The sequence below is a fragment of the Paenibacillus sp. PL91 genome (assembly GCF_012935325.2).
GTDB lineage: Bacteria > Bacillota > Bacilli > Paenibacillales > Paenibacillaceae > Pristimantibacillus.
This window is the reverse complement of the sequence record NZ_JABBYG020000002.1, coordinates 344,190-362,464: the sequence shown is the minus strand read 5'-3', so window position 1 is coordinate 362,464 and position 18,275 is coordinate 344,190. Positions and strand designations below refer to the sequence as shown.

The 18,275-nt window shown below is 50.9% G+C and carries 19 protein-coding genes; 18 read left to right on the top strand and 1 reads right to left on the bottom strand.

Annotated elements, in window-relative coordinates; all coding sequences use genetic code 11:
* Window positions 1-20 precede the first annotated feature (20 nt).
* The 16 genes from HI950_RS07000 to spoVM all read left to right on the top strand — a co-directional run bounded on the left by HI950_RS07000 (window position 21) and on the right by spoVM (window position 15,518).
* The gene (locus tag HI950_RS07000) at window positions 21-1,019 is read left to right on the top strand and encodes an ABC transporter substrate-binding protein (protein ID WP_223285156.1); all 999 of its coding nucleotides are present in this window, start codon (window positions 21-23) and stop codon (window positions 1,017-1,019) included.
* 160 nt (window positions 1,020-1,179) lie between these two features.
* Window positions 1,180-1,371 carry a hypothetical protein gene (locus HI950_RS06995; protein ID WP_169083157.1) on the top strand — a complete coding sequence of 64 codons (192 nt, stop codon included), beginning with the start codon at window positions 1,180-1,182 and terminating at the stop codon, window positions 1,369-1,371.
* A 21-nt stretch (window positions 1,372-1,392) separates the two neighbouring features.
* Window positions 1,393-1,926 carry an NUDIX hydrolase gene (locus HI950_RS06990; RefSeq protein ID WP_169083156.1) on the top strand — a complete coding sequence of 178 codons (534 nt, stop codon included), beginning with the start codon at window positions 1,393-1,395 and terminating at the stop codon, window positions 1,924-1,926.
* A 120-nt stretch (window positions 1,927-2,046) separates the two neighbouring features.
* Window positions 2,047-2,571, top strand: coding sequence for a YfiT family bacillithiol transferase (locus tag HI950_RS06985; protein ID WP_169083155.1), 525 nt, complete (start codon window positions 2,047-2,049; stop codon window positions 2,569-2,571).
* 160 nt (window positions 2,572-2,731) lie between these two features.
* On the top strand, window positions 2,732-3,946 hold the full coding sequence (gene coaBC, locus HI950_RS06980) for a bifunctional phosphopantothenoylcysteine decarboxylase/phosphopantothenate--cysteine ligase CoaBC (protein WP_169083154.1): 1,215 nt from the start codon (window positions 2,732-2,734) through the stop codon (window positions 3,944-3,946).
* Complete coding sequence (gene priA / locus HI950_RS06975) at window positions 3,943-6,435, top strand: primosomal protein N' (RefSeq protein ID WP_169083153.1); 2,493 nt, start codon at window positions 3,943-3,945, stop codon at window positions 6,433-6,435. Before coaBC ends, priA begins: the two co-directional genes overlap by 4 nt.
* A gap of 42 nt (window positions 6,436-6,477) precedes the next feature.
* Window positions 6,478-6,963, top strand: coding sequence for a peptide deformylase (gene def, locus HI950_RS06970; protein WP_169083152.1), 486 nt, complete (start codon window positions 6,478-6,480; stop codon window positions 6,961-6,963).
* Window positions 6,964-6,967: 4 nt separating this feature from the next.
* Window positions 6,968-7,921, top strand: a complete 954-nt coding sequence (gene fmt, locus HI950_RS06965) for a methionyl-tRNA formyltransferase (protein ID WP_169083151.1) — start codon at window positions 6,968-6,970, stop codon at window positions 7,919-7,921.
* Window positions 7,922-8,049: 128 nt separating this feature from the next.
* Window positions 8,050-9,441 carry a 16S rRNA (cytosine(967)-C(5))-methyltransferase RsmB gene (gene rsmB / locus HI950_RS06960; RefSeq protein WP_411268078.1) on the top strand — a complete coding sequence of 464 codons (1,392 nt, stop codon included), beginning with the start codon at window positions 8,050-8,052 and terminating at the stop codon, window positions 9,439-9,441.
* A gap of 100 nt (window positions 9,442-9,541) precedes the next feature.
* Window positions 9,542-10,588 (top strand): dual-specificity RNA methyltransferase RlmN, encoded by a 1,047-nt coding sequence (gene rlmN / locus HI950_RS06955; protein WP_169083149.1) that lies wholly within the window; start codon window positions 9,542-9,544, stop codon window positions 10,586-10,588.
* 7 nt (window positions 10,589-10,595) lie between these two features.
* A complete protein-coding gene (locus HI950_RS06950) occupies window positions 10,596-11,357 on the top strand; it encodes a Stp1/IreP family PP2C-type Ser/Thr phosphatase (protein ID WP_169083148.1) in 762 nt (253 codons plus the stop codon).
* A gap of 5 nt (window positions 11,358-11,362) precedes the next feature.
* Window positions 11,363-13,456: a Stk1 family PASTA domain-containing Ser/Thr kinase gene (pknB, locus tag HI950_RS06945; protein ID WP_169083147.1), complete on the top strand. Its 2,094-nt coding sequence runs from the start codon at window positions 11,363-11,365 to the stop codon at window positions 13,454-13,456.
* Window positions 13,416-14,381, top strand: coding sequence for a ribosome small subunit-dependent GTPase A (gene rsgA / locus HI950_RS06940; RefSeq protein ID WP_169083146.1), 966 nt, complete (start codon window positions 13,416-13,418; stop codon window positions 14,379-14,381). Before pknB ends, rsgA begins: the two co-directional genes overlap by 41 nt.
* Window positions 14,382-14,386: 5 nt before the next feature.
* Window positions 14,387-15,031, top strand: a complete 645-nt coding sequence (rpe, locus tag HI950_RS06935) for a ribulose-phosphate 3-epimerase (protein WP_169083145.1) — start codon at window positions 14,387-14,389, stop codon at window positions 15,029-15,031.
* Window positions 15,032-15,041: 10 nt separating this feature from the next.
* Window positions 15,042-15,305, top strand: a complete 264-nt coding sequence (locus HI950_RS06930) for a hypothetical protein (RefSeq protein ID WP_169083144.1) — start codon at window positions 15,042-15,044, stop codon at window positions 15,303-15,305.
* Window positions 15,306-15,437: 132 nt separating this feature from the next.
* Complete coding sequence (gene spoVM / locus HI950_RS06925; RefSeq protein WP_010345573.1) at window positions 15,438-15,518, top strand: stage V sporulation protein SpoVM; 81 nt, start codon at window positions 15,438-15,440, stop codon at window positions 15,516-15,518.
* Window positions 15,519-15,616: 98 nt separating this feature from the next.
* Here the strand turns inward: spoVM and rpmB are convergent, their stop codons facing one another.
* Complete coding sequence (gene rpmB, locus HI950_RS06920) at window positions 15,617-15,805, bottom strand: 50S ribosomal protein L28 (protein WP_053375639.1); 189 nt, start codon at window positions 15,803-15,805, stop codon at window positions 15,617-15,619.
* A gap of 294 nt (window positions 15,806-16,099) precedes the next feature.
* Here rpmB and HI950_RS06915 point away from each other — a divergent pair, with 294 nt between their 5' ends.
* Both HI950_RS06915 and HI950_RS06910 read left to right on the top strand, forming a co-directional pair.
* Entirely contained in the window at window positions 16,100-16,459 is a 360-nt protein-coding gene (locus HI950_RS06915; RefSeq protein WP_053375640.1) for an Asp23/Gls24 family envelope stress response protein, read from the top strand.
* A 56-nt stretch (window positions 16,460-16,515) separates the two neighbouring features.
* Window positions 16,516-18,246 (top strand): DAK2 domain-containing protein, encoded by a 1,731-nt coding sequence (locus HI950_RS06910; RefSeq protein ID WP_169083488.1) that lies wholly within the window; start codon window positions 16,516-16,518, stop codon window positions 18,244-18,246.
* The last annotated feature ends 29 nt before the right edge of the window (window positions 18,247-18,275 follow it).

Below are 18,275 nucleotides of genomic sequence, written 5' to 3'. Positions count from 1 at the left end.
AAGGAAAGAGGAACAAAAGAATGTTGAGATGGAACAAAGGTATGTGGATAGGATCTGTTTTGCTCGTATTTATTATTTTGATAACGGCTTGCGGCGGGGCCGATAGCAAGCTGAACAAAGCAGAAAGTGAAGCGACACTGGAAAGCGTGAGTACTGAAGCGCCAGCTGCAGAGGAGAAGAAAACTCGTCTCTACAATACGATCCATGGCGATATCGAGATTCCGGTCAATCCCAAAAGAATAGTCGCTGACCAGTATTTGCAAACGATGCTTGCTTTAGGTGTTAAGCCGGTAGGCGCCGATCAATATTATATTGATAATCCCTACACGAAGGATCAAGCTCAGAGAATCGAAAGCATCGGAGATAGAAGCGCAGTCAATCTGGAAAAAATAACAGCGCTTGAGCCTGATCTCATTATTACGGCGACCGAGGATTCGAATACATACGAGCAGCTTGCGAAAATTGCGCCGACTGTCAACATTCCGTTTGGAACGAATGCTACGTTTAAAGGCGTGCATGCTGAAGTAAGAGGAATCGGTGAGCTGCTAAATAAGCAAGAGACGGCTGAGCAATGGCTCGGCGAATATGATAAGAAAATCGCTCAGCTGCGCAGTAAGCTCGAAGGGGTCATTGCTCCAACGGAAACATTCTCGATTATCGAGGCGGCATCTAAAGTGTTTTATACGTTTGGAGACAATTTCGGAAGAGGGGGTCAAGCTATTTATGGCGCTTTAAAGCTGACTCCGTCTGACATTATAAAGAAAGAGCTAATGAAAACGCAGTGGAAGGAGCTTACACTTGAGGTGCTGCCGGATTATGCTGCTGATCATGTTCTTTTGTTTTCAGAGGATGGCACGGATCAATTCAAGGACAGTGAAATTTGGAAGGCGACCCCCGCGGTAAAAAATAACCATGTATACGAGCTTGCAGCTGATCGCTACTGGTATTTTGATCCGGTCTCGGTGCTAGCACAAGCTGAGGAAATTACAGATATGCTGCTTGAGCGAAATCAAAAATAAGCATCTAATGCGAGGAAAGCTGCCCAATAGCCGTTTTACGGTTTTGGGCAGCTTTTTTAAGTATGAACGCCAATAATTTGATAAACTAATAATAGCTTCAATGAAGCACAGCATGATAATGGATAAACGATAAATAGGGCTGTTGGAGAGGTTGGTGACTTTGGCTAACGAACAAGAGTTGGAAGAAATTAAACAAACGCTGCAGAAGCTGGAAGGCCAAGTCGCTCAATTAAGAGCTGATTCGAAGCGTCAGAGATCAGGATGGTCTAGGTTTGCGATCGGCTTTCTAATCGTATTTTTTGTGATGTTTATTTCTATTGGCGTTGTGCAGTTTGTTAGTAATTTTAAATAAATGAAGAGGAAGATTGAAGTCATGGCAATTACATTAAATCAATATCCCGCGCTCTCTAAAGGGATTGTATGGGGCTTTGTTGAAAATTGCTTTTCGCTCGATTATGAAGTGGATGCGGCATCGGTGAGCAATATTAGCATCATTCCGACGGTAGGCGACCAATATGTCGTGATGAAGATTGATAATGGCAAATGGGAGCTTATTGGCGGGACGCTAGAGCCTGAAGAGCATTATTTGGATGCGTTAGAGCGGGAAGTGATGGAGGAGATTGGCGCGGAGCTCGTATCCTACACGCTCTTTGGATGCTTTAAATGCCATTCGTCTGCGAGCAAGCCTTACCGACCCCATATTCCCCATCCCCATTTCGTGAGATTGGTCGGCTACGGTGAAGTCAGTATTGTCGCCGAGCCTTTAAACCCGCCGGATGGCGAGCAGGTCATTGCGGTTGAGGTTGTTGACATTGATGAGGCAGTAAGAAGGTTCGAGGAAATCGGCCGGAGCGATATCGCAGAGCTTTACAAGATGGCGCATCAATTGAAAAACGGTATTATTTAAACATAGAAATCAGATTTTATCATATAAAATGTAATCGGTCTGGTTAGATTTTGAAGCCGCATATGTTATGATAGATGGCGGGACTTACGTTTCAGGGACGAATGAACAGGAGGGAACGGAATGGACAAATTGCGTTATCCAATTGGCAGGTACTCGTTCGAGGGAATGACCGTAAAGCATCGCGAGCAATGGATTGCAGACATCGAGAAGCTGCCGGGGCAGCTTAAGGCGGCGCTTGCGGATTTGAACGATGAGCAGTTAGATACATCTTATCGGAGCGGCGGCTGGACCGTGCGCCAGGTCGTCCATCACCTTGCAGATGCTTCAATGAATTGCTTCTCACGCTTCAAGCTTGCGCTCACAGAGTCCAATCCGACCATCAAGCCATTTAACGAAGAACGCTGGGCGGAGACGGCAGACAGCCTCCAAGCCTCGCCAGAGGTAAGCGTAGCGATCGTAGAGGGCATTTATGTACGCTTAGTCTTGCTTCTTCGTTCGATGCAGGCATCAGATTTCGAAAAAATGTTCTACCATCCGGAGAAGGGCAGCCAAATCGGATTGGCCAATTTTCTAGGATTCGTAGCGTGGCATGGAAAGCATCATGTTGCTCAAATTACGAGCTTGAGGGAACGCAAGGACTGGTAGGCGTTTGAATAGTATTGAACAACCGAGTTGAATTGCAAATGTGAAAATATAAAAAATGGTAAGCCTAACGCTCATCATGCGGCTTATCATTTTTATTGCGAAACGAGCTTTTGCTGCAATTGCGGCCTTTAGCCGTTTACGCTTGATAGGGAGATACACCATGCTAAAAGGAAAATCGATTATACTCGGCATTACAGGCGGAATTGCAGCCTATAAAGGCGCAGCGCTATGCAGCAAGCTGGTGCAGGCTGGCGCGGTTGTACATGTAATTATGACGGAATCAGCGACAAAGTTTATTACGCCGCTTACTTTGCAAACGTTATCGCGAAACCCGGTCTATATCGATACGTTCGACGAGAGAGATCCCGCGGTCGTATCACATATACATTTGGCTGACCATGCGGATTTGATTGTCATTGCTCCGGCTACTGCCAATGCGATTGCGAAGCTGGCCGGAGGCCATGCGGACGACATGCTTAGCACGACGCTGCTAGCAGCAACTTGCCCGATATTAATCGCTCCGGCAATGAATGTGCATATGTATGAGCACCCTGCCGTTGTGAACAATCTGGAGCTTCTGGCATCACGCGGCGTTATGTTCGTGGAGCCCGGCACAGGCCAGCTTGCCTGCGGATACGTCGCAAAGGGGCGTCTAGCGGAGCCGGAAGACATCGTTATGGCGATTGATTCGTGGTTCGGCAAAGGCGGCAAGCTGAAAGGAAAACAGGTGCTGGTAACCGCAGGCGGCACGATGGAGAGGCTTGATCCTGTACGGTATTTGACGAATGATTCTTCCGGTAAAATGGGATTTGCGATTGCAGAGGCGGCTCGCCTGATGGGCGCTGATGTGACGCTTGTCGCAGGACGCACCTCGCTCGCGCCGCCTGCCGGCGTTAAGGTCATCCGGGTATCATCCGCCCAGCAAATGCTGGAGGCGGTAACGAGCGTCTATGACGACATGGACATTGTTGTAAAATCGGCTGCCGTGGCTGATTACCGGGCAGTAAACGTTAGCGATCAGAAAATTAAAAAGAGCGGCGAGAAGCTGGTGCTGGAGCTTGAGCGGACGACGGATATTTTGGAGACGCTTGGGCAGCGAAAGAAGCATCAGTTTCTTGTTGGCTTCGCGGCAGAAACGGAGCAAATTGAGCACTATGCGATGGACAAGCTGCGCAGGAAGCATTGCGACCTCATTGTCGCTAACGACGTAAGCAAGGATGGGGCAGGCTTTAACGGGGATACGAATATCGTTCAAGTGTTTGCTTCGGAGGGGCTTGTTGAGTCGATGCCGCTCTTGTCTAAGCGCGAGGTTGCTTCACGTTTGCTGGAGTTGATTGCTGCCCGTCTTCCTTCTCTTGGAGGGAGAGGCGAATGATTGCTAAAGTCATTGTAGACGTGCCGAGCCGCCAGACGGATCGGCCGTTTGATTATGAGGTGCCTGCGGCGTTAGAGGACTGGGTCGAAGTCGGAAGCCGCGTCGGCGTACCCTTCGGGCCGCGTGTTTTGCAGGGATTCGTTACACAGCTTGCAGAGACAACGGACGTAGACATGAAGCGGCTCAAGCCCGTCTCGGAGCTGCTCGATCACGTACCGCCATTGCTGCCCGATCTCATCGAGCTTGCGAAGTGGATGAGCGAGAAGTATTGCTGCTCTTGGACAACGGCGCTGCAAGCGATGATCCCGGCTGCTTTGAAGGGGAAGGCTGAGCGCCTTGTCGGCATTCAGGACGAGGAAGCGGCGAAGGAGGATCTCCCAGCAGCTATGACGGATTGGATGGGAACGAGTGGACAGCTCGTAAAGCTGGAGGTGCTGCTGGAGCGATTCCCAGAGCATGCGAAAGCAGTGAAGGCCGCGCTTCGCGAGGGAGTGCTGGTGGAACAAACCTCGATCCGAGATCGGCTTGCGATCCGCAAGGTTCTGACCGTATTCGTTCCTGATGATGCGGAGGAAGTCCGCAGGCAAATGGAAGCTTTGCCGGCACGAGTGGCGAAGCAGCGCGAATTATTAGCCTATATGCTCGATCACGGCGGACCATTGCCGATGCAGCAGCTGCTCGCACAGGCAGGCGGATCAGCAGCAAGCGTACGTTCATTAGCGGAGAAAGGGCTTCTTGTGCTTGAGGAGGTAGAGCAGCAGCGCGATCCTTATGCTGGCCGGGCGTTCGAGAGAACGACGCCACTTGCGCTGACCGAAGGTCAGAAGGATGTATATGATCGAATCGCCAGAGCTGTTCATGCAGGCGAGCCTCAGACGATGCTGCTGCACGGCGTAACGGGCAGCGGCAAGACGGAGGTTTACTTGCAATCGATTAAGTTTTGCTTGGAGCAGGAGAAGCAAGCGATCGTGCTCGTCCCGGAAATATCGCTAACCCCTCAAATGGTTGAGCGCTTTAAAGGACGTTTCGGAGATGCGGTAGCAGTGCTGCACAGCAGGCTCTCCAATGGCGAGCGCTATGACGAGTGGCGCAAAATTCGCAGCCGCCAGGTGCAGGTAGCGATCGGCGCGCGTTCCGCGATTTTTGCACCGTTTGAACGACTAGGGCTTATTATAATTGATGAAGAGCACGAATCGTCCTACAAGCAGGAGGAAAGCCCGAAATACCATGCGCGAGATGTGGCTGTGCGTAGGGCGAAGCAGCATGGCGCCGCAGTCGTGCTAGGTTCGGCGACACCTTCACTTGAGTCGTTCGCGGCGGCAAGCAGGCCGCTAACGGCCCGGGATGAGGGCCGTGAGCCGGCTCTGCTGCCAATGCCGATCCGCGTAGGCGGCAGGCCGCTTCCTCCCGTTGCCGTTATCGACATGCGCGAGGAGCTGAGAGAGGGCAACCGCTCCATGTTCAGCCGCTTGCTTCACAGCTCGCTTGCAGAGCGGCTCGAGCGCGGAGAGCAGTCGGTGCTGCTGCTTAACAGGCGGGGCTACTCGACATTCGTGATGTGCCGCTCCTGCGGCTACACGGCGGCTTGCCCGCACTGCGATATTTCACTCACGTATCATCAGAAATCGCGTGCTCTCCGCTGCCACTATTGCGGGCATGCCGAGCAGGCGCCAACGACCTGCCCTTCCTGCCAAAGCGAGCATATTCGATATTTTGGCACAGGGACACAGCGAGTTGAGGAAGAGCTCTCGAAGCTATTTCCGGGCATTCGGGTGATCCGAATGGATGTGGATACGACGACGGAGAAAAACTCGCATGAAAAGCTGCTGAAGCAGTTCGGAGAGCGAAAAGCAGATGTGCTGCTAGGCACGCAAATGGTTGCGAAGGGACTCGATTTTCCTTACGTTACGCTAGTCGGAGTCATCGCGGCGGATACTTCGCTTAATTTGCCTGATTTTCGCGCAGCCGAACGAACGTTTCAATTGCTTACGCAGGTTGCGGGGCGAGCGGGCAGGCATCATTTGCCGGGAGAGGTTGTCATACAGACCTATGCGCCTGAGCATTATGCGGTCGTAACGGCGCAGCAGCATGATTACGCAGCTTTTGTAAGCGAGGAGCTGCGGCATCGCAGCGCCATGGGCTATCCGCCTTATTGCAGGCTGATCCTTGTGACGATGTCACATGAACAGCTGCCCTTGCTGTCATCTATCAGCGAGCGCTTTGCAACGGATCTGCGTGAGTTAGCAGAGAATAAAGGCGTGCTGCTGCCTCTGAACAGCGGATTTAGTAGGGCGCTCGAGGTGCTTGGGCCTGTAGCATCGCCGATTTCGAGAATCAAGGATCGCTACCGTTTTCAATGTGTGATAAAATATCGGGGGAACATCGATGCTTCGGCTCTCATTCGCAAGGCGCTTACTTCGTTCACAGACGGACCGCCGCAGCGTCAGGTGCAGTTCAGTATTGACGTAGATCCGCAAGTTATATTATAAATAGCTATTACTATTTTAATGAACGAAAAGGAAGGGAATACTATGAGTATCCGTATAATTGTGAAAGAACCAGACCCGGTATTGCGGGAAGTAGCTAAGGAAGTAACGAAATTCAACTCCAATTTGGAAAAGCTAGTAAAAGATATGGCTGAGACGATGTATGACGCTGATGGCGTTGGCCTTGCAGCGCCGCAAATCGGTATTTCTAAGCGGGTTATCGTAGTTGATGTAGGCGATGACAACGGTCTGATCGCAATGGTTAACCCTGTTATCGTTGAGCAGGATGGCGAGCAGCTTGGTCCTGAGGGCTGCTTGAGCATTCCTAACCTAAACGGTGATGTGCTCCGTGCTGACCGCATTGTCGTGACAGGTCAACACATTGACGGCGAGTCGTTTACGCTTGAAGCACAGGGTTACTTTGCTCGCGCTTTTCAGCATGAGATCGACCATTTGAACGGCATTTTGTTTACCGATTTGGCGGAGAACATTTACGACATATCGGAAAGAGCTAGAAAAGGCGGCGAATAGCTTCATGCGTATCGTATTTATGGGAACGCCGGATTTTGCCGTTCCCTCTTTGAAGCTGCTCCTTGAGCAGCAGTACAATGTTGTCGCTGTCGTAACACAGCCTGATCGGCCGAAGGGCCGCAAAAAAACGCTGACGCCGCCGCCTGTAAAGGAAGCGGCGTTGTCGCTTGGCCTGCCTGTGCTGCAGCCAGAGCGGATGCGGAACAATGAAGCTGTTGCAGCAGTGGCGGAGTTTGCGCCGGACCTGATCGTAACGGCTGCCTACGGCCAAATTTTGCCGAAAGCGCTGCTTGAAATTCCGCGTCTAGGCTGCATTAACGTGCATGGCTCCTTGCTGCCCAAATATCGCGGCGGAGCTCCTATTCAGCGCTCCATTATCAATGGAGAGAGCTCGATGGGCGTGACGATCATGTATATGGCCGAGGGTTTAGACACGGGCGATATGATTAGCGTCGTTGAGCTTCCGATTACGGACGAGGATACGTCGGGAACGATGTTCGAGAAGCTTAGCATCGCAGGTGCGGAGCTGCTTGGCAAAACGCTGCCGGCTATCATTGCTGGGGAGGCGAAGGCAGTGCCGCAGCAGGACGAGCAGGCGACTTATGCGCCGAACTTGACTCGCGAAGACGAACGAATCGATTGGACAAAGTCCGCGCGCGCCATATTTAATCAGGTGCGCGGCTTGTCGCCGATGGCGGGGGCTTTCACCTACTTGAATGGCGAGGTTTTCAAAGTTTGGCAATGTGCTGTTCCTTCGTCAACTTCGAAAGCAGCAGCTTCTGCCCCTGGGACGGTTCTAGCTGCAGACAGCAGCGGCATATCTGTCCAAACGGGTGATGGCGTGCTGGTGCTGGAGCAAATTCAGCCAGCAGGGAAAAAAGCGATGAACGCATCGGATTGGCTGAAGGGTGCGCGCCTTGAAGCGGGCACCCTGCTTGGCGACGGAGGTGCTGTATGACGGAGAGCACGCAGAAGCCTAGCGCCAACCGCAACAGCAGCAATGGCGGGAAAGGGAAGCCTAAAGCTGGACAAGGCCATAAACGTCCAGCCAGCGGCAGCAAACCTGCGGGAGCTTCGCAGCAGCAGATGCAACAGCCTGGTTCCCGCAAAACGAAATCGCCGCGCGAGCTGGCGATGGATACGCTGGTAAAGGTTGCGCAAACCGGCGCTTACAGCAACTTGCAGCTTAATCGTACCTTGCAGGATGCTGGTCTTCAGCGGGCGGATGCCGGTCTTGTAACCGAGCTAGTGTATGGCACGATCCAGCGGCAAGCGACGCTGGATTACTGGCTGAGCCGATTTGTTTCCAAGGGGCTGCATAAGCTTGAGCCATGGGTTCATCAGCTGCTTCGAATGAGTGCTTATCAGCTGCTGTACTTGGACCGCATTCCAGCGCATGCAGCGGTGAACGAAGCGGTAACGATTGCGAAGAAGCGAGGCCACTCCGGCATTTCCGGCATGGTCAACGGCGTGCTTCGCAGCATCGATCGCGGTCGCGGGGAGCTGCAGGCTTCCGAGATTAAGCATGCTGATCCAATCGTGCAAATCGCGCTTCGCCATTCCTATCCGGAGTGGCTCGTAAGCCGATGGGTTGCCGCTTATGGCGCGGAAACGGCTGAGGCCATTTGCGCTGCTGGCAACGATCATCCGCATTCCAGCGTTCGCGCGAATACGCTTCGCGGAACTCGCGAAGAGGTAACAGCGCTATTGAAGGAAGCGGGCTATGATGCCGAGCCATCCGTGATCGCGCCTGCGGGCATAGCGATAAATCGCGGCGGCAATCTTGCCGATACGGACGGATTCCGTGAAGGAATGTGGACGGTTCAGGATGAAAGCTCCATGCTGGTTGCGGAGGTCGTAGCGCCAAAAGCAGGCATGCAGGTGCTCGATTGCTGCGCTGCCCCTGGCGGCAAAAGCACGCATCTGGCTGAGCTTATGGGCGGCAAGGGCAAAGTATGGGCGAATGATCTGCATGCTCACAAGCGGGATTTGATCGTCACGCAGACCGAGCGTTTGAAGCTTCGCAACGTCGAGGCGATTACCGAGGATGCGCTTAAGCTAGCAGAACGGTTCAAGCCGCAATCGATGGATGCCGTCCTGCTGGATGCGCCGTGCTCCGGATTTGGCGTTATTAGACGGAAACCGGAAATCAAATGGACCAAAACCGCAGGCGATGTATCCGATATTGCAGCCGTTCAGCAGCGTCTGCTGGGCGCGGTGTGTGATTTGGTTAAGCCTGGCGGCGTTCTCGTATACAGCACATGCACGATCGAGAAGGACGAGAACGAGCGGCAGGTTGCGAACTTTTTGCAGGAGCATCCTGAATTTGAATTGGATCGCAATTGGCCTGAGGCCGTCGTTGAGCAGCTCAAGAAAGTGGGCGCGATCGACGAGCAATTCGATGGACAAGCACAGCTGCTTCCGCAGCATTTTGACAGTGACGGTTTCTACATTGCAAGGATGGTAAAGCGTCCATAACCTATGCTTATGGCTGAACATGGGCGTTTGTGGTAAAATAAATCGATGGCGGCGACCGAAACGGTTTAGCCGCCCTACTATAAGGTACAGGTGTGATGAAATGAAACCATGCGTATATGACTACACGCTCGAGCAGCTTCAACAATGGATGATAGACAACGGCGAGCCGGCATTTCGCGGCGGACAGCTGTTTGATTGGTTGTATGTGAAGCGGGTGAAGAGCTTTGAAGATATGTCCAACCTATCTAAGGGGCTTAGAGAAAAGCTTGAGGAAAGCTTTCAAATTATAACATTAAACGAAATTACGAAGTTTGAATCGAAGGACGGAACCGTTAAGTTTTTGTTCGGTCTTCATGACGCGCATGCCATCGAAACGGTTATTATGCGCCATAACTATGGCAACAGCATTTGCGTCACCACGCAGGTCGGCTGCCGAATCGGCTGTACGTTTTGCGCATCGACGCTGGGCGGCTTGAAGCGGAACCTGACTGCGGGCGAGATCGTCGCTCAAGTCGTGACTGCGCAGCAAATGCTTGACGCTACTGGTGAGCGTGTTTCCAGTATCGTTATTATGGGCTCTGGCGAGCCGTTCGAAAACTATGACGCTACGATGGCATTCCTTCGCATCATGATTCATGAGAAGGGTCTAAACATCGGACAACGCCATATAACTGTATCAACAAGCGGTATTGTGCCAAGCATGTATAAGTTCGCGGAGGAAAATACGCAAATCAACTTGGCGATATCGATCCATGCGCCAAATGATGCGCTTCGCTCAAAGCTGATGCCGGTTAACCGCCGCTTCCCATTTGATGACGTAATAGCTGCTTGCCATAACTATATTGCGAAGACCGGAAGAAGAATTACGTTTGAGTATGCATTGATCGGCGGCGTCAATGACCGTGCGGAGCATGCACAAGAGCTATCAGAGGTGCTTCAGGGAATGCTCTGCCACGTCAATTTGATTCCTGTAAACCATGTGCCTGAACGGAATTATGTCCGTACACCGCGCGAGGACATCTTTGAATTCCAACGCGTGCTCGAGAAAAATAAAGTGAGCGTAACGATTCGCAGGGAGCAAGGACATGACATTGCGGCTGCATGCGGCCAATTAAGAGCGAAACATATGGAGTCTCAGGCGAGGTGATGACTGATTGTTAACGGCAAACCGCAGTGATATCGGACGGGTTCGTCATGTCAATGAAGATCAATCTTGGGTAAGTCAATTGAATAACGGGATCACCCTTGCCATCGTAGCTGATGGCATGGGCGGACATCAGGCTGGCGACGTAGCAAGCCAGAAAGCGGTGGACGCGTTCCGCAGTATGCTGGAGCAAAGCGCAGCCAAGGCTGACCTGTCCCTTCAAGAAGGTAAAATGCTCATTCGGCAAGCCATTTCGCAAGCAAATGAGGCTGTTTTTGAGTTGGCCTCGCGCAATGAGCAATATCACAATATGGGCACTACGATTGTCGCTGCCTTGGTTAAGCAGAATAATGCGATCATTGGGCACGTTGGCGACAGCCGCGCTTACAAAATTACCGAAGGCGTCATCACGCAAATTACGAATGATCATACGCTGGTCAATGAATTGGTTAAATCCGGCCAGCTCAGCATAGAGGAGGCCGCGCACCATCCGCGCCGCAATGTGCTCACCCGTGCAATAGGCACGGATTCGCATGTGGATATTGATGTGCAATCGGTGGAGCTGTCTCCTCAAGACGTTCTGCTCCTTTGCAGCGATGGATTAACAAATATGGTGAGCGAGCAGGAAATGCTGCTAACGGTCACAACTGAGCAGCTGGAGCTGGAAGCTAAAGCTGATCATCTCATTCAGCTTGCGCTGCATGCTGGCGGAGACGACAATATTACGGTCGTTCTCCTGCAAGAAGCGGCTGGCACGAATCGAGAGGGGTGACAAGGATGATCGGACAGGATTTAGGCGGACGTTATGAGATTTTAACACGTATCGGCGGCGGCGGAATGGCGCTTGTATATAAAGCCCATGATGTGCTGCTTAACAGAAAGGTCGCAGTGAAGGTGCTGCGGCAGCAATTTGTGCATGACGAGGAATTTATACGCCGTTTCCGTCGTGAAGCACAGTCAGCAGCTGCGCTGTCTCATCCGAATGTCGTCAGCATTTATGATGTAGGACAAGAAGAGGATACACATTATATCGTTATGGAATACATTGAAGGCCACAATTTGAATGAAATTATACAAGAGCGTGCGCCGTTGCAAACAGATGAAGCGGTGCGTATTGCCATGCAAATTGCAGATGCGCTTGATCACGCGCATCAGAACCATATTATTCACCGCGATATTAAACCTCATAATATATTAATTGGCAAAAACGGGCGCGTTAAGGTTACTGACTTCGGTATCGCGCGCGCGGTTACATCGTCAACGATTACACAGACCGGCTCTGTTATGGGCTCGGTTCATTATTTTTCTCCGGAGCATGCGAAAGGAATTAATACGGGGGAAAAGTCTGATTTGTATTCGCTTGGCATCGTGCTCTATCAAATGCTGACTGCACAGCTTCCGTTTCTCGGCGAAAGTCCGATTAGCATAGCTTTGAAGCATTTGCAGGAAAATTTCGAGGAGCCGCGTATCGTTAATCCGCATATTCCGCAAAGCGTGGAAAATGTCGTTCTTAAAGCGATGCGCAAAAATCCGAGCGAGCGTTATAACTCCGCGCATGAAATGCTGCTCGATCTGGATACTTGTATGCGCCCAGAGCGGTTGAAGGAGCCCAAAATTACGTTTACGCATGTTAACGATCTGGAAGAGACGCGCGTAATGCCTGCTATCCGCGGCGATATCGGTTCTGCAGCTCCCATGGAGCGAGAGCAGCCGATTAAAGCGAAGAAGGAAGAGGCGATCGATGATAAGGAGCTGGCTCCAAAGGCGAAAGGCTGGAAGAAGCCGCTTACTGTCGTTGGTGTCACGCTAGCTGTGCTGGGGCTCATCATCTGGGGCTTTATCTGGCTGCTCGGCTTCCTTGACGTAGCGGAAGTAGACGTGCCATATGTCGTAGGCAAGCCGGAAACCGAGGCGCGGCAAATGATTGAGGCCGCAGGTCTTAAGGTGGAAGAGCCGGTCCTTCATGAGCATAACAAGGAAATTCCGAAGGATCAGGTACTCAATCAATCTAAGATGAACATGAAAGTGAAAGAAGGCTCCTTAATTCAAATTACAGTCAGCGATGGACCGCAGCTCGAGGAACTTGGCAACTATGTAGGTAAGCCGCTGCAGACTGCGATTGACGAGCTTGGCGCTTTAGGCATAACAGCGGAGCAGATCGATATTGAACCGGTGTTCAGCGAGGAGGCTGCGGATACGATACTTCAGCAGTCGCCAAAGCCAGGAGAGCAATATAATCCGGAATCCGTAGAATTTCATTTTATGATCAGCAAAGGCCGCGAGACTGTGAAGATGCCAAATTTAATTGGCAAAAGCTTGGATGAAGCCAAGGATATGGTTAAGGCAAGTCAACTGACGCTTGATAACGCCGATATTTTGTACGAACCTAGCTATTTGCATCAGAAGGATTTTGTCATTAGCCAAGACCCGTACAAACCGAAGGATCTTGTATCTATAGGGGCAAAAATTTCGATCCGAGTAAGCTCAGGGCCGCCTGCGGATGCAAAGGAGCACCAATTCAACATTACGATCTCGCCGGCTGTAGCTGGCAAGACAAGTGAAATTCGAATTGAATATTCCGATGCGCGCGGTGAAAATATCGAGTGGGATAAACGGCAAATTACGAGCACGCAAACATTCCCTGTGACCGTTCTGATTGCGCCGGATACAGAAGCTAGAGTGACGGTCTTCCGTGACAATCAGTTCATCGATAGCAAAACGATCACGTACGACGAATTATTGCAGGGTACGAAATCATCCACCTTGACCATTCCGGGTGAAGAAGTGCAGGCGACAGATGCGCCGGTACAAACGGAGGTTACCGAAAGCGATGAGCCAGTTGAAGAAGAGCAACAGCAACAGCAGCCATAACAGCAAAGAAGGTCATCTCAAAGGCACGATTGTAAAAGCGCTCAGCGGATATTACTATGTGCGAGCGGAAAATACGGCATCGGACTCTGTAACGATCCAATGCCGTGCCAGGGGCGTTTTTAAAAATAGAGGCCTTACTCCGCTCGTTGGCGATGTGGTTATGTACAGCCTGACTGAGAATGGGGAGGGAACCGTTGAGGAGCTCCTTCCTCGCAGGTCGGAGCTTATCCGTCCTCCTGTAGCTAATATCGACTTGGCGATTCTCGTTTTTTCGGTGACGGAGCCGGCGCTTAATTTGCAGCTGCTCGATAAGTTTCTTGTGCATATTGAGCATGCGGGCATTACGGCGGTTCTTTGCTTAAGCAAGCAGGATTTGGAAAATGACGGTTTGGAAACAGAGGAGGCGCGGGCTGCGGCCGCCTCTGTTAATCGTATATACCGTGCCCTCGGCTATGAGGTATATGGGACAAGCTCCCGTCTTGGCGAAGGGATTGCCCCGTTTCAAGAGAGGCTGAAGGGCCATTTGGCGGTATTCGCCGGTCAATCAGGCGTTGGGAAGTCGTCGCTTCTTAATGCGATCGTGCCCGGTCTGGAGCTCGAGACCAACGAAATCAGCAATAGACTTGGTCGCGGCAAGCACACAACCAGGCATGTTGAGCTCATTGAAATCGGCGGCGGCTTAGTTGCGGATACACCCGGATTTAGCCAGCTGGATTTTCAGGAACTAGGGATCGAGGATCTAGGCTATTGCTTTATCGAGATGCGAGAGCTCTCTCCAGATTGCAAGTTTAGAGGCTGTACGCATGTGCATGAGCCAGGCTGTGCGGTGCTCGCTGCGGTTGAGAGCGGCACAATTGAGAAAAGCAGGCATGATCACTACCTCCTGTTTCTAGCTGAGATGAAAGAAAAAAAACGGAGGTACTAAACACGATGACTATTATTGCACCTTCCATATTATCAGCAGATTTTGCACGACTAGGTGAAGAAATTAAAGCCGTGGATGCGGCTGGAGCGGACTGGATTCACATTGACGTGATGGACGGTCATTTTGTTCCCAATCTTACTTTTGGCCCGCCAGTCATTTCTGCGGTACGTTCAGCGACAAAGCTGCCGTTCGATGTTCATCTCATGATCGAGCGTCCAGAGCTGTCTATTGCAGACTATATAGCCGCTGGAGCTGACCGCATTACGATTCATGCCGAGGCGTGCGTGCATTTGCATAGAACGGTACATTATATAAAAGAGAAGGGGCTTCCGGTTGGCGTAGCCATTAATCCAGCAACGCCAGTATCCGTGCTCGAGCCTATTTTGCATGATCTTGATCTCGTGCTCATTATGACGGTAAATCCAGGCTTCGGGGGACAAAAGTTCATTCCGTACTCACTGGTAAAGCTGCGCCAGCTGCGCGCTATGCTGGAGGAGCAGGGCCTGGACGAGGTGCATGTTCAGGTTGACGGAGGCGTTAACAAGACGACCGCAGCGGTCATCCGCGAGGCTGGAGCTAATGTGCTTGTTGCGGGGAATGCCGTATTTGCAGAGAACGATCTTGCCGCGGCAATCGCGGTATTACGATAGGGGCGGGCGCATGAACGAGAAGTTGAAAACTACGTTCTGGCTGCTCGGCTACACCTTTCTTGCAGGCCTGATGCTGGCGATTTTCTCGATGCTGACGGAAATTTATCGATATCTATTCTCTTTGCTTGCCCTATACATAGGCATACGTTTCTTTCGGAGGTTTGAGACGGTCGGGCTGCGGATTACTTTCTTCGTTCTGGCGATCATATTTTATTTGCTAATCGCTGTTGTTGTTGCTGCTTTTATCTTTTTGAGAGATAATCAGACACAATAATGGGCTTGTAGTCCCCTCGCTTCACTAGCTCACGATGGAATAGGACGAACTGATAACGCATAGGATGTTTACATGAGCGTAGGAATTTTGTCACGGATTAATTCGATGAGCGTGTCTGAGGAGGGATGAGGCATGAAATTTTATACAATCAAACTGCCTAAATTTTTGGGCGGGTTCGTAAAGGCGATTTTGAATACCTTCCAAAAAAATTAGGTCAGATGCTGCAGGGCACCCTTCGGCCGTGATCGTATGAAAAGTAAAAGAAAAGCACCTGAGCGCTCAGGTGCTTTTGTCTATGGCCAAAGCCATCATTATACGCGGGTAACTTTACCAGCTTTCAGTGCGCGAGTGCTGACATAAACACGTTTTGGTTTACCGTCAACCAAGATGCGAACCTTTTGCACGTTTACGCCCCAAGAACGACGTGTTTTGTTGTTTGCGTGGGAAACGTTGTTACCTTTACCAGGTGCTTTACCTGTAAGAAAACATTTGCGGGACATGACTACACCTCCTTTAAGTCTTGCTAGAGCAAAACTGATTCCATTTAACAATGGCTTCGTTATGCGTGAGGAAAACTTCATTCGTAAGCGAAATAACATTTAAACACACTTGAATATCGTATCATAAACATCGGTTCTATTCAACCTAAATATATGGACAACATTGTTGCACATCGCTTTCAAAGCTAGTAATGACGCAGAAATACTGGATTTATTGAACGGACTTCTATAAAGGTCCCGTTTATAGTACAATGAACGTAGTCCATAATATATACAGTAAGGGAGTGTATTTCCATGCCTCTGCAGCTAAGCACCGAATTAGGTTCCATACATGTCTCAGATCATTGCATAGCCATTATTGCCGGCTCTGCGGCCATGGATTGTTATGGACTTGTCGGAATGGCTTCCCGCAAACAGTTGAAGGACGGAATTGCCGAGTTGCTCGGACGGGATAATTTGACCCGCGGCGTCGAAGTTAGGCGCGAAAATGAAAAGCTGCATATCGACCTCTACATCATCGTGAGCTATGGAACGAAAATTTCCGAAGTAGCGCATAACATTCAATCCAAGGTGAAATATGTGCTGAATGACGTAATCGGTCTACAAGTGGAAGAAGTCCATATAATTGTGCAAGATGTCAGGGTACTTAAGTAACAGGGAGGGAAATTTCGTTGAGTAAGCGCTTTATAAACGGATCTGATTTTGCCGCAATGGCACTGCTCGGCGCGGATTATTTACAGCGCAACGCAGAGTACGTTAACGCACTAAATGTGTTCCCAGTGCCGGATGGCGACACGGGAACAAACATGAACTTAACGATGTCCTCTGGCGTTAGCGAACTGCGCAACAAGCCGTCAAGCAGCATCGGAAAAGCGACGGAAGCATTATCGAAGGGGCTGCTTATGGGCGCAAGAGGCAACTCTGGCGTTATTTTGTCACAGCTGTTCCGGGGCTTCTCCAGATCGCTTGCCGGTCTTGAAGAGGCGGGAACGGCGCAGCTTGCCGCTGCTTTGCAATACGGTGTTGACCTCGCTTATAAAGCTGTCGTAAAGCCAGTCGAAGGAACGATTCTTACGGTCGCGAAGGAAGCTGCCAAGCATGCCGTACAATATGCCCGCAGAACGAATGATGTGGTTGAATTGATGCGCGAGGTGCATCAGAAGGCACATGAAGCTTTGCAGCGCACGCCTGATTTATTGCCAGTGCTAAAGCAGGTAGGCGTAGTAGATTCCGGCGGACAAGGCCTCGTATTTATTTATGAAGGCTTCGTGCGCAGCCTTGCGGAATTAGATGGCAATTTGGATTCCTATTCGATGGCTTCAGAAGCGGCTCCACCGGAAGAGGTCGCTGTTCCGACAGTTGCACCGCCAATCATCCGTAAGCAAGAGCTGTCATCGGCGCAATCACGCTTATCAACGGAAGCGATTGAGTTTTTATACGATATGGAATTTTTTATCAATCGCAAGCTATCGGGGCATACAGGAGCGTTTTTTGATGAATCCGCTTACAAACGAGCGCTTGGAAAAGACGGAGACTCCATACTAGTCATAACTGAAGACGATATTATTAAAGTGCATGTTCACACGCGCAAGCCTGGAGACGTGCTCAATCTATCTCTACCTTACGGTGAATTGACGGATATTCATATTCTCAACATGCGTGAGCAGCATCGTGATTTGCTTGAGCATGAGCAAGAAAACTCTACTATTGCAGATTTTTCAGCGGCTGAACTGCTAGCAGGGCAGGCCGTTCCAGTCACTCCGCCGGGCCAAGTATTTGAGAAGGCACCATTTGGCATCATCGCCGTGGCACTAGGCGAGGGTATCGCGGATATTTTTCTGGAAAATGAAGTCGATACGGTATTGTCCGGCGGGCAGACGATGAATCCAAGCACGGAGGATTTCGTAAAAGCAATCAAGGCTTTGTCCGCGGAGCATATTTATATCCTCCCGAATAACGGAAACATTATTTTGGCGGCGGAGCAGGCTGCCGAGCTAAGCGAGCGCAGCGTCACAGTCATTCCGACGCGTACGATACCGCAGGGGTTAGCGGCAGTTCTCGCTTTCAAGGAAGATGAAACGGCTGAGCGAAATAGTTCATGGATGAAAAATGCGGCGGAGCAGGTGCTCTCTGGACAAGTGACGAAGGCTGTGCGAGATACGACGATTGAAGGCGTGGATATTCGCGCGGGCCACTTCATCGGGATCAAGGAAAAAACGATTGTCGTGTCTAACGCTGATCTGCTGGAGGCCTGCCAATCGCTTATCGCTAGCATGCTGAGCACAGGCGGAGATTTGCTGACGATTCTTACCGGCGAGGAAGCAGATGCTGCAGAGACGGCGTCGCTATGCGAATGGATCGGGGAGCAGTATCCTGAGCTGGAGCTGGAAGTGCAAAAGGGCGGACAGCCGCTGTATCCTTATGTTTTTGCATTGGAATAAATTGCAGTCGTTTTAATGCTGGGAGGGGT